The sequence below is a fragment of the Stackebrandtia nassauensis DSM 44728 genome (assembly GCF_000024545.1).
GTDB classification, from domain to species: domain Bacteria; phylum Actinomycetota; class Actinomycetes; order Mycobacteriales; family Micromonosporaceae; genus Stackebrandtia; species Stackebrandtia nassauensis.
In genome coordinates, this window is sequence record NC_013947.1 from 3,739,169 (window position 1) to 3,751,935 (window position 12,767).

Consider the following 12,767-nt stretch of genomic DNA (forward strand, 5'->3'; position numbering starts at 1 on the left):
TAGGTTAGGCAAACCTAACCTCCCTGACGGGGTCCTGCCGCAGATGGGTTCAGGCGAGCAGACCGGCGGCGAACTCGTCGCGCCCGGTCACTCCGGTCTTGCGGTATATCGCCTTGAAGTGGTCGTTGACGGTGTACGGGGACATGTCGAGTCTGCGGGCGATCTGTTTGTACGCCAGCCCTTCCAGGGCGAGCGCCGCGACCATCGTCTCCCGAGGGGTCAGGCCGTACCAGGCGACAACGGCCGGCAACAGTGTCGTGGCCGTCGCCGATTGCACGGTCACGACCACCTCGCGACCGGCGCCCTCGAGCAGTTGCGCGTGGACGTTGACCCAGCCGTCACGGGTGGGCACCCGCGTGACCGCTCGTGACTGATCCAGCCGAGCCTGTTCGGCGATGGTCCACAATGCTCCGCCGAGCCGGGCGGAGTCACCGAACGCGCAGTCCGGGCCCAACGTGCCCAGCCATTCCAGTCCCGCCTTGGTCGACATCGTGATCGTGTCGTCGGCGCCGAGGACGACGACACCGGGCAGCAGGGCATGGCGGGACGGACGCAGGCCGCGGCCGGTGACGAACTGTCGCACCGTCGCCCCCAGGGGCGCGGCGAGGCATTCGGCGTGGGTGGCTTCGTCGCCTGAGAACGGTCTGCTTCCCAGTTCCCGCGTCAGCACCAGACCGCCCCAGGTCACGCCACCCCAGGTGAGTCCGATGCGCATCTCGCTGCCGAAGCCCTCGGCGACAACTTCGGGCAACCGGGCGCTGCGCTGAGACTCCGGCGATCCGGCGGTCAACACGACCACCCGGCTGCCCAGCGCGGTGAGGAACGGGCATGGAACACCGTCAGCACCGTCCATAAGGTAGGCCCTGAGGAACCGGCGGGCGGCCTCATCCCGGTAGCCGTGCCGCCTGGTGTGGAAGCACCCCACGCCGGTCACCGGATCCAGGCCGAACAGCATGTATCCGTCGTGTGGCACCACCGCGCCGATTCGCCCGGAGATCAGTTCGCCGAGTTCGTCGACGGACACCACGTCCTCGACAGCCGAAACTGCTCCGGAAAACCTTGCCCCCACCGTCACATGCGAATTATGTCCGCGTTCGGTGACCACGGCAACCCCCCTTTATTCGGGATGGCAACGACACCGACGTCGGCACAGACTTGGTCACGTATTCAAAGGGGGAGGCCCAATGGCACGAAATCCCGATCCATCGAGGATCACCGCGGCCACGTGGCGGCTGTGGGAGGAATCCGCCGCGGCGATAGGCGACGTTCAGTTGGGCGGGATCTTCGCCGCGAAACCGGGTTACCACAACACCCGCGCGGCGAACGCCGGTGGCGACTACTCGATCACCAAGACCGCCGACAAGCGCGGTCCGTCCAATAAGGCCGCCGCCTTGGACATCACCTACCCCGAGGCGCACTCGGGAGACTTCCGGCGGATCAAACGCGACACCAAACGGCTGATGGACGCCGCCAAAGCCAAGGACCGCAGGGCATATCGCGACGGTGTCCCGGTCTTTCGGGAGGTCATAGGAAACGTCGGCGGCGCCGCCAAGGCGTACGACCTGTACAGCAGGTCCGAGTCACACCGCGACGACAGCCACCTGTGGCACATCCACATCAGCTTGACCAGAAAATTCGTCGACGACTGGGACGTCCTCAAAGGGATCGTCTCGATACTCGGAGGGAAGGTAAGGGACTTGATCGGTCTGCGCAAAGGCGATTCGGGGCAGGAAGTCAAGGCATTGCAGTCGTGTCTGGAACACGCCGGATTCAAAACCAAAGTAGACGGTGAATACGGGGACAAGACCGCTGCCCAGCTTCTGGCCTGCCGGAAGTCGATGGGGTCGGATGCCGATTCCGGGGCTGTTGTCACCGGTTACGCGTACCAGCAACTGCACCGCGCCATGATCAAGGCGAGCATGGAGGAACACGGCTGAGCGGCATGAGACGCAAGCCCCGCGTCACCAGGCGGCGGAAAGCGCGTCCTACTTCTGCCAGTCGACCTCGTCGAGGGTGAGGATCGCCGGATCGTCCAGGGCCTTGTCGATGTCGGGTTGTTCGACCAGCGCGCGTTGCTGGCCTTCGGCCCAGCTGGTCCAGGCGTGGGCGAACACGGCCTTGGTGTAGGTGTCCGCCAGGCGGGTGGTCAGCGTGGCGGCACCGTCGGGGAAGCTGTCCGCGGCCGGGCCGAATTCCGCCAGCCCGGCCGGGTGGCCCAGGCGGCTGAGTTCGGTCCAGTCGTCGTCTTCGGGCCGGTGCTGGGGGTCGTAGGGGCGAAGGTCGTCGGCGTAGACGTCGATTCCGGCCAGGTCGACGTAGTCGGCACCCGGGTAGTACTTAGCGATCCCGGCGTTCCAGCTGGCCGCCGGTGAGTACACCCACAGCAGGTTGGACAGTTTCGCGCTCAGGTGGGCGTGCAGGTCCCGCCACAGGTCGATCAGCGCGGTGTGGTCGGTGGTCTCATCGTGGCCCCACCAGAACCACAGCCCGTTCATCTCGTGGAAGGGCCGCAGCAATACCAGCGCGCCTTCCTTGTCGAGTCGGGTCAGTACCCGGGTGAGGTCGTCGACCTGTTCCCAGTACTTGCGTTTCGGCGCGCTGTCGGGGGCGCCGCTCAGCAGTTCCCGTAGGTCCGGTTTGGGCGCGTGATCGTCGATGACGCGGTACTTGTCGGTGTCGGGGTGGTCGCCCCAGGGATGCGTCCAATGAGTACTGACGGTCACCAGGCCGCCGCGTTGGTGGTGGTCGATGAGGCAGTCGACGCCGCCGGTGTCGTAGTCGCCGGGTTCCAGCAGGCTCAGTCCGACCACCGCCGGGCGTTTGCCGGTCTTGCGTTCCAGACCGTGGACGAACGTGTCGTAGGTGTCGGCGCTCCAGGACGAGATCTCCTGTCCGATGAGGACACGGTTGTCGGCGCTGTCCCGCAACGAGCGAATCCACTCCAGCAGTCGTTTGGCGGGTTCCGCCTTTTCGGCGGCGACGTGGTTTCGGCGAAGCTGACGGCGCCTACCGCCAGCGCGGCCAAGGCGGTTCCGGCGATCAGCGGCAGCACTTTGCGGCGGGTCATTCGTGGCGACTTCATCAACGCGGAAGTTACGGCCCTGGTCGGCGGATCGGTGGATTCCGAACAAAGCTGAACATGTGATCGGCGCCACACTCGCGACGTTTGTTCGTGGCCGCGACCGGGAGCGCCTTCGGGCCGCTATCGTCACTATCCCTGCCGATGGCACCGAGGGAGCGACATCCATGGGGCACTTGACGCGAGTGCGGTTGGACCCGTCCCGGGCCCGCGAGGTGGACGACTTGATCGCCTACCTGAGGCGGCTGCGGATCGAGGCCGGAGGAATGTCGATTCGCGACATTCAACGCGGCATCCGCGAGCTGCGGTTGAAACGCGGCGTCCCCGACTCGGCCCCGTCCGTGGCCACCATTCACAGCTGTTTCCAGCCCGGCCGAAAACGGCTGAACGTCGACACCGTCACCGACATCGCGGCGGTCCTGGGTCTCAACGACGACGGGGTGGCGCTGTTGCGGCAGGGCTGCCAGCTCGTCATGGACCGTGTCAGCCGTTCACTCGTCGTCACCACGCGAGCCGACATCGCCGCGGCGGCGGCGACGTTCACCGGACGCCGTCACGACCTCGACCGCGTCCTCGACATGACCGCGTCCCGGCCGCCGGACGACGCGCCGCTCGTGATCACGATCGAGGGCATGGCCGGGGTCGGCAAGACGACGTTGGCGCAACGCGTCTGTCAGGAACTGGAGTCCCTTGGCGACGGTTACGACACCCGCCTCAGCGTTGACCTACGTGGATACGACCCCACCGAGCCGGGTGCCGACCCCGACGCGGTGATCCGGGGATTCCTTGTCCACCTGGGTATGTCACCCCAGCACATCGACGGACTGTCCCCCAGCGAGCGCCGCGAGCACTACGCGCGCCTGTTGGCCGAGCGTCGTGCTCTCATCCTCCTGGACAACGCCGCCGACGAGACGCAACTGCGCCCGATACTGCTGTCGGTCTCGCCCAGCACCATCCTCGTCACCAGCCGCCGACGGCTCCACGACCTGGACGGCGCGGCGCGGCTGCCACTCGAACCGCTGTCGATCGACGACGCCCTGGACTTGCTGCGTCGCCTGGATCCTTCCGGTCGCGTCGACACCGACGCGACAGCGGCGACGCGACTGGTCCACCTGTGCCGTCAGCTGCCGATCGAACTGGCCGCCGTCGGCAGCCAACTGGCGTCCAAACCGGACTGGAGTCTTTCCGACCACGTCGAACGGCTCAAGGTGATGCCCTCATTCGATATCAGTCGCCCGGCGTTCGCGGTGTCCTACCAGAACCAGTCCGCTGCAGCACAACGGCTGTTCCGGCTGCTGGCCCTCCACCCTGGACGCGAGTTCACCGACGACACCGCCGCCGTCCTGTCCGACCTGCCCCCGGCGAAGACCGGTGAGTTGCTGCGCTCGCTGTTCGACGAACATCTCTTGTTGTGCCCCACCGAGGGTCGTTACCAGTTCCACGATTCCATTCGCGACTTCGCCACCACACTGGTGCACCAGGAGGAACCGGCCAGCGGCCAACGCGCCGCGCAGGGCCGGGTACTGGACCACTATCGACAACGCCTGGCCGAGGACGCCGATCCAGCGTGGATCCAGGCCGAACGATCCAACCTGATGGCCTGCCTTCACCTCCACGGCCACGACGAGGGCATCATCGCGCTGGTCGCGGCGCTCCACCCCCGCTTGCGGACCATGGGCTACTACGACGACGTCCGCATCGGCAACCACACGGTGCTGCGCCTGGCTCAGGCCATCGGCGACCGTGGCGCCGAGGCCGACGCCCTCAGTGGCCTCGCCGAGATCGCGCGTCTCACCGGCCAGCCCCGCCGCGCCGAGGACCTGTTTCGTCGAGTCCTGGTAATCCGCCGTCAGATCGCCGACCACGACGGTGAAGCCCACGCGCTGCGCGGCTTGGCCCAGGTCAGTGCCGGTCGCGACTTCGTCGCGGCCGCCGACTACTACCGGCAGGCCCTCGACCTGCACCGGCGAAACGGGAACGGCCCGGGTGAAGCCGAGACCCTGTGGGGGCTGCTGGAGATCGCACGCATCTTCGAGGATTACGCCACAGTAGAAGCGAACGCGCGGTCGATCCTGGAGATCTGCCGCCGGGTCGGCAATCGCATCGGTGAGGCACACGCCTTGTGCGGCTTGGGAACCGCCTTCGCGCGAACCGGCGATCACGAGGCGGCGACGACAAGCTGTCGCCGTGCCCTGAGTATCTGCCTCGACATCGGCAATCGACGCGGCGCCGTGCGCGCGTGGCGTGGCCTCGGCGAGGCCGCCTTGGCCCACGATGACGCGGACACCGCCCGCGACGCGTTCACCCAAGCCCGCGAGATCGGCAGCGCCATCGGCGATCGCGCGGGCGAGGCTCATGCGACCTTCGGACTGGCGGAGGTGGCTCGCCTCAACGGCGACGACCGTGAGGCCCTCGCCCTGGTCGCCGACGCGCAGCCCGTGTTCCAAGACCTCGACGACGATCCCTGTACCGTCCTCGCGCTGGACCTGCGAGGAGATATGGCTGTCGCACAGGGAGATCGGGACGCCGCCCGCGCTCACTGGGAGGAAGCGCTCGTGCTGGCGACGCGGCACGCGCTACCGCAGACCGCCCGGCTACGCGCGAAACTAGACGGGCAAAATGCCAGCCATGATCCCCCGTTTTCTGCGTAACACCTCAGCGATCGCGGCTGCCGCGGCCGTCCTCCTGGTGACCACGAGCGGCGCCACCGCCGCCGCGACCTGCGATCCGGCTGGCCCCAAACCGCTGGACCAGGCCCACGCCCACAACGACTACGAACACGATCGCCCGCTCTTCGACGCCCTAGACCACGGTTTCGGCAGCGTCGAAGCCGATGTGTGGCTCGTCGACGGGGAACTGCTCGTGGCCCATGACGCGGGCGACGTCGATCCCGAGCGCACACTTCAGTCCCTCTACCTCGATCCGCTGAGCCAGATCGTCGCCGACAACGGCGGCGCGGTCTATCCCGACTGGGACGGCTCGCTGCAACTGCTCATCGACATCAAGAGCGACGGCGAGGACACCTATCGCGCCATCGACAAGGTGCTCACCAAGTACGCCGACATCATGACCCGCTTCGCCGACGGCGACGTCGAGTCAAATGCGGTCACCGCGGTCATCAGCGGCAACCGGCCCCGCGATGTCATGGAGGACCAGAAAGTCCGCTACGCCGGATACGACGGTCGCCTGTCCGACCTCGGCACGGACACGCCCGCCGACTTCATGCCGCTGGTGAGCGACAACTGGGGCAAGAACTTCTCGTGGAACGGCGACGGCGAGATGCCCGCCGACCAACGCGACAAGCTCCGCGACATCGTCACCCAAGCCCACGAAAGCGGGTACCAGGTGCGGTTTTGGGCAACGCCCGACGAGGCGGGAGCCAACCGTGAGGCGGTGTGGCGCGAGCTCGTCGAGGCCGAAGTGGACTACCTCAACACCGACGATCTCGCTGGACTACGCGACTTCCTGGTTGACGACATATCTTCGTTACCGTTATATTGGCCGCTATGTCAGACGCCAACACACTCGAACTGCGTTACCGTCGACTGCTTCGGGCCTACCCGTCCAGCTATCGCGCCGAACGCGGCGAGGAGATCCTAGCCACCTATATGGACACGGCACCCCCCAACCGTGCCCGACCCAGCATCGCCGACGTCTGGGACGTGCTCTCCAGCGCGACCCGACAGTGGTTGCGCGGCACCGGAAGCCGGGGACCGCTGTCGGGCGCCCAATGGGCGGGCGCCCTCGGGCTGGCGGCGGCCACCGCGCTGGCCGCCTACTGGCTCATGTTCGTGGAACTGACGCCGATCCCGCCCAACTTCAAGATCCAGCAGGGATTCGGTCCATTCCAGACGGTAGGCGCGGTGGCCTGGCTGGCGTGGCTGGTCACCGGGGCGACCGCCGCCGCGTTGCCCAAGGCGACCCGCGCGATGACGGTGGTGTCCCTGGCACTCACCATCGCCGCCGCACCCGCCGCCGCGTGGTACGGCAACACCCCGCCGAAGCTGACGGTGCTGCTGCCGCAGGTGGCCCTGGGCGTGGTGGCGCTGGCGTTCTCGACCGCGCCGGGACGGTTCGCGCGACTCCTACCGGCGGCCGGTGGAACCGTGGCGCTGATCGCCGGGGTGGTGACCGCCGCGTGGCTGAACCCGACGTTCTACAACTACATCGAAAGTGATCGCAGCGTCCTGCAAGCTGTCGGTCTGCTGCTGCTCGCCGTCGGGCTGGGGTTCACGTTGCTGGACTTCGCTTCCCGCCGAGGCTCACGTGGACTGTGGACATTGCTACTGCTGACGGCACCGGCGTTGCTGTGCGCCACCAGGCAACTGGAGACTGCCGCCAGCATCGACCTCCGCACCGGGGCGGTCGACTACAGCGGCATGTGGCTCCCGATCGTGACCACCGCCAGCGCCGTCACGGGGGTATCGATCGGCATCCTGCTGGTGGCGGTCCTGATGCACGTCCGCGCCGATCGGGCCCGGGCGAAGTTCGACGGCTGACGACTTCGCGGGCTGGACGCCAAAACCACTGCGGCGTCCAGCCCGCGACAGCTCCGGCTGAGCGGCGTCCTATGTGGTGATGTCGGTGGCGATGATCTTGGCCATGTTCCGTTCCGCCAGGGCGGTGATGGTGACGAAGGGGTTGACGCCGAGCGAGCCGGGAATCAAAGCGCCGTCGGTGGCGTACAGGTTGCGGTATCCCTTGAGCCGTCCATAGTTGTCAGTGGCGTTTCCCAGGACGCAGCCGCCGAGCGGGTGGTAGCAGAAGTCGTCGGCGAACGCCCGATCGTCACCGAACAGGTCGTGGCGATACGTCGTCTTCTGGGTCTCGTTGATCCGATCCAGCAGCGACTTCGCCGAAGCCACCGATGGGGTGTTCTGGTCGCGCCGCCAGTCCAGGACGGCCCGGTCGGTGGCCGGGTCGTAGCGGAAGCTCGCGCGTTCGGGGTTCTCGGTGATGGCCAGGTACATGCTGATCCAGGTCTCGAAACCGGCGGGCACCGGGGCGATCTCGGCGAACACCCGCGCGGCCTCGTTGTCCCAGTCGTCGATCGCCAGCACCGGAATCGCCGACTGGCGGGCGCCGGTGGGCTGGGAGGCGTTGTTGGCGCGTCCGGCCATGATGTTCCCGTTGGGGCCCCAGCCCTGCCCGACGTCGGCGTCGAGGTCGGGCAACGCGCCGGTGTCGCGGGCGCGCAGCAGCAGCTCGGTGGTGCCGAGGCTTCCGGCGCCCAGGAACAGGTGACGGCAACCGATCTGCTTGGACTCCACCACCTCGCCGGTCTCGTCGATGTGATCGACGGTGACGACATAGGACCCGTCTCGGTTCTGCCGGATGTCGCGGACCTGGTGCAGTGTCTCGATGGTGACGTTCCCGGTGCCCAGTGCCGAGGCCAGATAGCTGTGGTCCAGACTGCGTTTGCCGTGGTTGTTTCCGTAGATCACCTCGGCCGCCAGTGCCGACTTCGTCGCGGTGCCAGCCTCTTCGCGTGCCATGTGGTCGAAGTCGTACACATTGGGCACGAACGTGGTGGCCAGGCCGGTTTCCTCGGCCTGGCGCCCCGCCACCCGGGCGAACTCGTAGTAGTCGCTGTCGGTGAAGTAGTCGGTGTCGATGTCGTTGACACCCAGGCATTCGGTGGCCAGCGGAAAGAACTTGCGGTACATGTCGTCGGCGTCCACCTCGGGAAGCACCTGCTGGAAGTACTTCCGGCGGGGCACGACGGCCATGCCGCCGTTGACCAGTGAACCGCCGCCGACTCCGCGTCCGACGTAGACCGACATCTCGTCGAAGTGCACCCGATCCAGCACGCCGGGATACGGCTTTATGGGACGGTTCACCACATCCAGCCACAGGAACGTGTCCAGTGGCGCCTCGGTCCGGTGGCGAAACCACATTGACCGGTGGTCCGGATTGGTGGTGGCGCAGAAGATCTTGCCGTCGTGGCCGGGGTCGTGCCACAGACGGCCCATCTCCAGGATGGTGGTGCGCACCCCGGCCTCGCCGAGCCGCAGCGCGGCAACCGCTGCGCCGTAGCCGGAGCCGATGACCAAGGCGGGTACGAAGTCCCCCGAGGTCGCGGCCGCGGCGGGTCCGATGGTGGTCACCCCGGCGCTGGCGCCAGCGGCGAGCGCGCCGAGTCCGAGGAGCTTGCGACGTGAGATTCCCATGCCCTGCAAGTGTTCTAGCCATCACCAAGAGCGACTGTCGGGTAGCCGACTCCCGCCCGCTTCGGCGAAGGGAGCACCCACCGCCATCGGGAAAATTGTCAAAGAAACAGACAAGCACAGTGGCGCACGTCACACTGGTAGCTGTCGATTCGGCCGCCTTGGCTCGTCATTCCTGGTGTGGGATACGCCCACGGCAATCACCATCACGAAAGACCGGAGGATGACGATGGAATACCTGTTGCTGATCTACAAGGACGAGTCGCGCGACGGCGAGTTCGACTGGGCGCAGATCTCGCAGGATTACGCCACCTTCAGCAAGGAACTCGTCGAGGCCGGGGCGATGCGGGACGGCCGAAGGCTCCAGCCCTCCGATACCTGCACCACCGTCGCGGTGCGTGACGGCGAACATCTGGTCACCGACGGCCCGTTCGGTGAGGCCCGCGAACAGTTGGGCGGCTACTACCTGCTCGACTGCGGCGACCTGGACGAAGCCCTTCGCTGGGCTCGCCGGTGCCCCGGCGCGTCACACGGCACCGTCGAGATCCGTCCGGTAGCGCCCATTTGATCCCGCCGGGCAACGAGCTGGCCGCCGTGTTCCGGGCCGAACACGGCCGGATCCTGGCCCGCCTCATCGGTCTCCTCGGCGACTTCGATCTCGCCGAGGAGGCCCTCGCCGACGCCTACGCCACCGCGGCGAGCCGTTGGCCGAGCGGCGGCACCCCCGACAATCCCGCCGCCTGGCTGTTCATCGCGGCACGCAACAAGGCCATCGACCGGATCCGTCGCGGCCGGGTACACGCCGAAGCCCTGTCGCGACTCACCACCATGGCGGATCTGGCCCCGCAGCCCGAAACGGAGGACCTCGTGATCGGCGACGAGCGCCTGGGCCTGTTCTTCACCTGCTGCCATCCGGGGCTGAGCCGACCAGCGCAGGTGGCCCTGACCCTGCGCTGCCTGGCCGGGCTGTCCACTGTCGAGATCGCCCGGCTGTTCCTGACCGGCGAGGCCACCATCGCGCAGCGCATCGTCCGAGCCAAACGCAAGATCCGCGACGCCCGCATACCCTTCCGGGTCCCGCAAACCACCGAGCTACCCGAGCGGCTGCCCGCCGTCCTGGCGGTGATCTACCTGCTGTTCACCGAGGGCTACGCGGCCACCGCCGGAACCCGGCTGATCCGCGACGAACTGTGCGACGAGGCGATCCGGCTGGCCCGGGCCCTGCACCACCTGATGCCCGCCGAAGCCGAAGCCACGGCGCTGCTGGCGCTCATACTGCTGACCGACGCCAGACGCCAGGCCCGGCTGACCGCCGACGGCGAGCTCATCCCGTTGGCCGAGCAGGACCGTACCCTGTGGAACCGCGCCGCGATCGACGAAGGACGCGACCTGCTCCTCAGCGCACTCGGCAGGGCACCGGCGGCTCCCTACGCGTTGCAGGCGGCTATCGCCGCCGTCCACGCCGACGCGCGCTCGGCACCCGACACCGACTGGCCCCAGATCGCCTCGCTCTACCGGCTTCTGGCCGAGCGGGCACCCTCGCCGATGGTGACGCTCAACCACGCCATCGCCGTTGCCGAAGCCGACGGACCCGACATCGGGCTCCGGCTCGTCGACGACCTCGACCGCACCGGCGCCCTGGCCGGATCCCACCTGCTGCCCGCCGCCCGCGCCGACCTGTTGCGCCGCTTGGGCCGCGCCGACGAGGCCGCCGCCGCATACGACGACGCGATCAACCTGGCCCCCAATCCGGTCGAACGCGCCTACCTCACCAACCGCAGAGACCAACTCACCCAAGGAGAATAATGTGGACGTTCAGGAGCTGTTCGACGATATCGCCGCCGACCTGGCCCAGCGGGGAGCCATCGCCGGTGCCATGTTCGGCAAACGCGCGCTGAAAGCCAACGGCAAAGCCTTCGCCTGCCTGAAGGACGACGCGCTCGCCTTCCGACTCGGAGCGGGCACCCCGGCTCACACCGACGCCCTCAAGCTCCCCGGCGCCACCCTGTTCGACCCGTCCGGCAAGGACCGGCCGTTCAAGGACTGGGTCGCCGTCCCCGCCGCCCAGCAATCGCAGTGGGGGCGGTTGGCCCGCACCGCCCTGACATCGCTCACCAGCTGAGCCACATTGATCCAAGGTGGACTTACCTGGCTCAGTGTCCGAAACTTGACAATCGGAGCTTCGCTCAGTCATTGTTGACTCAATGTTTGTTGAGTCGGATGACACGGAGCGTCGGGCGCGGGTGCACGCGGCATTGGGTGAGCCCTCCCGGTTGCGCATCGTCGACGCTTTGGCGGTTGCCGACGCCTCGCCGCACGAGCTTGAACGCCTGGTGGGGATGCCGTCGAACCTGCTGGCGCATCATCTGAAGACTCTCGTCGACGCCGGAGTGGTGACACGCTCGCGGTCGGAAGCCGACCGGCGTCGTACCTATCTGCGGTTGGTTCCCGAAGCGGTGGCGAGCCTCGCGGTCTTGCCCCGAGTGGTGGCTTCGCGGGTGGTGTTCGTGTGCACCCGCAACACCGCGCGGTCGCAGCTGGCGAAGGTGTTGTGGCCGCAGTACAGCCCGGTGCCCGCCGCCAGCGCCGGGACGAATCCGGCCGCACGAGTGCATCCCCGGGCAGTGGCTGTGGCGCGGCGGCACGGGCTGCGGCTACCGCTCGGGGAGACGCACCACGTGTCCGATGTGGTGGACGACGGTGACTTGGTGATCGCGGTGTGCGACAACGTCCACGAGTCGTTGTCCGTCGACATTCCACGGTGGCACTGGTCGATACCCGACCCGGTGGCCGTGGACACCGACGAGGCCTTCGAGTTGGCCTTCGCCGACATCGACCGCCGCATCGACCGGGTGGCGCCGCTGCTGACCTGCCGAACGGGGATGTCGTGAACAGGACTTGCCATGGACGCCGCAGAATCCCCACAGTCGCGTTGGGAGCAGTTCGCCCACCTGTCGGCCGCCGACGGTATGGGCATCATCTGGGAGTGCGTCGTTTCGGGGACGAAACGAGCGCACCGTGACGCCGCGATCCGCGCCCACCCGGTACTCACCGCTGTCGCCCGCACCTGTCACGACGTCTCCAGCGACCTCGGACGCGCACGGCTGATGGTCTTCGCCGCCGATCTGGCCGACTCGGCCAGCGGCGACGCCAGTGTTGACGAGCAGGCCGATCCGGTCATTGTCGCGGCGATTCTGGAGGTAGCGTGCCGCCACGCCAGCCACCCACGAGCTCGGCGAAGCGCCAAGCGGTTCCTGAGACTCACCCGAAGCCGCCGGTCCACACTGGCCGCTCACCGTGCCCGGCCCGGGAGGTTGTCGCGATGGCGCCGTCACGTGGCGGCGGTGGTGTGGCGCTACGGCATCGCGCGACGCGGGCTGGTGGCCGCGGCCACCGCGATCGCCGAACTCCCCGATCCGCTGCGCGATCGGGCCGCCAAGCGCATGCTGGCGGCGGCGTTGTCGACCTGGTACCGGTACCTGTCACGGCGCGAGGAGAGCGCGCCGTGACCGCCAGCCGGT

General features: G+C 67.6%; 12 protein-coding genes and 1 pseudogene. 10 read left to right on the forward strand and 3 right to left on the reverse strand.

Annotation, left to right across the window (positions count from 1 at the left end; translation table 11 throughout):
- Nucleotides 1–49: 49 nt before the first annotated feature.
- Nucleotides 50–1,024: a helix-turn-helix transcriptional regulator gene (locus SNAS_RS17405; protein ID WP_013018762.1), complete on the reverse strand. Its 975-nt coding sequence runs from the start codon at nt 1,022–1,024 to the stop codon at nt 50–52.
- Nucleotides 1,025–1,184: 160 nt separating this feature from the next.
- On the opposite strand from SNAS_RS17405, the gene SNAS_RS32915 reads away from it, so the two are divergent.
- On the forward strand, nt 1,185–1,937 hold the full coding sequence (locus tag SNAS_RS32915; protein WP_013018763.1) for a peptidoglycan-binding protein: 753 nt from the start codon (nt 1,185–1,187) through the stop codon (nt 1,935–1,937).
- 48 nt (nt 1,938–1,985) lie between these two features.
- Here SNAS_RS32915 and SNAS_RS17415 read toward each other — a convergent pair.
- A pseudogene (locus SNAS_RS17415) lies at nt 1,986–2,960 on the reverse strand (glycosyl hydrolase); the annotation flags it as partial.
- Between the two features lie 21 nt (nt 2,961–2,981).
- Between SNAS_RS17415 and SNAS_RS35815 the strand changes: the two are divergent.
- The 4 genes from SNAS_RS35815 to SNAS_RS32920 all read left to right on the forward strand — a co-directional run bounded on the left by SNAS_RS35815 (nt 2,982) and on the right by SNAS_RS32920 (nt 7,578).
- The gene (locus SNAS_RS35815; RefSeq protein WP_169313893.1) at nt 2,982–3,137 is read left to right on the forward strand and encodes a hypothetical protein; all 156 of its coding nucleotides are present in this window, start codon (nt 2,982–2,984) and stop codon (nt 3,135–3,137) included.
- 109 nt (nt 3,138–3,246) lie between these two features.
- Nucleotides 3,247–5,730, forward strand: a complete 2,484-nt coding sequence (locus SNAS_RS17420; RefSeq protein ID WP_013018765.1) for a tetratricopeptide repeat protein — start codon at nt 3,247–3,249, stop codon at nt 5,728–5,730.
- Nucleotides 5,708–6,679 carry a phosphatidylinositol-specific phospholipase C/glycerophosphodiester phosphodiesterase family protein gene (locus tag SNAS_RS17425; RefSeq protein WP_013018766.1) on the forward strand — a complete coding sequence of 324 codons (972 nt, stop codon included), beginning with the start codon at nt 5,708–5,710 and terminating at the stop codon, nt 6,677–6,679. Before SNAS_RS17420 ends, SNAS_RS17425 begins: the two co-directional genes overlap by 23 nt.
- Nucleotides 6,586–7,578, forward strand: a complete 993-nt coding sequence (locus SNAS_RS32920; protein ID WP_144300538.1) for a GlsB/YeaQ/YmgE family stress response membrane protein — start codon at nt 6,586–6,588, stop codon at nt 7,576–7,578. Before SNAS_RS17425 ends, SNAS_RS32920 begins: the two co-directional genes overlap by 94 nt.
- Nucleotides 7,579–7,647: 69 nt before the next feature.
- Here the strand turns inward: SNAS_RS32920 and SNAS_RS17435 are convergent, their stop codons facing one another.
- Nucleotides 7,648–9,249 carry a GMC oxidoreductase gene (locus SNAS_RS17435; protein ID WP_013018768.1) on the reverse strand — a complete coding sequence of 534 codons (1,602 nt, stop codon included), beginning with the start codon at nt 9,247–9,249 and terminating at the stop codon, nt 7,648–7,650.
- A 220-nt stretch (nt 9,250–9,469) separates the two neighbouring features.
- Here SNAS_RS17435 and SNAS_RS17440 point away from each other — a divergent pair, with 220 nt between their 5' ends.
- The 5 genes from SNAS_RS17440 (at nt 9,470) to SNAS_RS17460 (ending at nt 12,755) form a co-directional block, all read left to right on the forward strand.
- Nucleotides 9,470–9,814 carry a YciI family protein gene (locus SNAS_RS17440; protein ID WP_244409031.1) on the forward strand — a complete coding sequence of 115 codons (345 nt, stop codon included), beginning with the start codon at nt 9,470–9,472 and terminating at the stop codon, nt 9,812–9,814.
- Nucleotides 9,811–11,052: an RNA polymerase sigma factor gene (locus SNAS_RS17445; protein ID WP_013018770.1), complete on the forward strand. Its 1,242-nt coding sequence runs from the start codon at nt 9,811–9,813 to the stop codon at nt 11,050–11,052. The genes SNAS_RS17440 and SNAS_RS17445 overlap by 4 nt, the downstream gene beginning before the upstream one ends.
- A 1-nt stretch (nt 11,053) precedes the next feature.
- Nucleotides 11,054–11,368 (forward strand): hypothetical protein, encoded by a 315-nt coding sequence (locus SNAS_RS17450; protein ID WP_013018771.1) that lies wholly within the window; start codon nt 11,054–11,056, stop codon nt 11,366–11,368.
- A gap of 82 nt (nt 11,369–11,450) precedes the next feature.
- A complete protein-coding gene (locus SNAS_RS17455; protein ID WP_013018772.1) occupies nt 11,451–12,137 on the forward strand; it encodes an arsenate reductase/protein-tyrosine-phosphatase family protein in 687 nt (228 codons plus the stop codon).
- A gap of 12 nt (nt 12,138–12,149) precedes the next feature.
- Nucleotides 12,150–12,755, forward strand: coding sequence for a hypothetical protein (locus tag SNAS_RS17460; RefSeq protein ID WP_013018773.1), 606 nt, complete (start codon nt 12,150–12,152; stop codon nt 12,753–12,755).
- Nucleotides 12,756–12,767: the final 12 nt, after the last annotated feature.

Coding starts and splice junctions, on each gene's coding strand:
- SNAS_RS17420 (WP_013018765.1), top strand. CDS start 3,247: ATGGGGCACTTGACGCGAGTGCGGTTGGACCCGTCCCGGGCCCGCGAG.
- SNAS_RS32920 (WP_144300538.1), top strand. CDS start 6,586: ATGTCAGACGCCAACACACTCGAACTGCGTTACCGTCGACTGCTTCGG.
- SNAS_RS17440 (WP_244409031.1), top strand. CDS start 9,470: ATGACGATGGAATACCTGTTGCTGATCTACAAGGACGAGTCGCGCGAC.
- SNAS_RS32915 (WP_013018763.1), top strand. CDS start 1,185: ATGGCACGAAATCCCGATCCATCGAGGATCACCGCGGCCACGTGGCGG.
- SNAS_RS17425 (WP_013018766.1), top strand. CDS start 5,708: ATGATCCCCCGTTTTCTGCGTAACACCTCAGCGATCGCGGCTGCCGCG.
- SNAS_RS17435 (WP_013018768.1), bottom strand. CDS start 9,249: ATGGGAATCTCACGTCGCAAGCTCCTCGGACTCGGCGCGCTCGCCGCT.
- SNAS_RS17455 (WP_013018772.1), top strand. CDS start 11,451: ATGTTTGTTGAGTCGGATGACACGGAGCGTCGGGCGCGGGTGCACGCG.
- SNAS_RS17460 (WP_013018773.1), top strand. CDS start 12,150: ATGGACGCCGCAGAATCCCCACAGTCGCGTTGGGAGCAGTTCGCCCAC.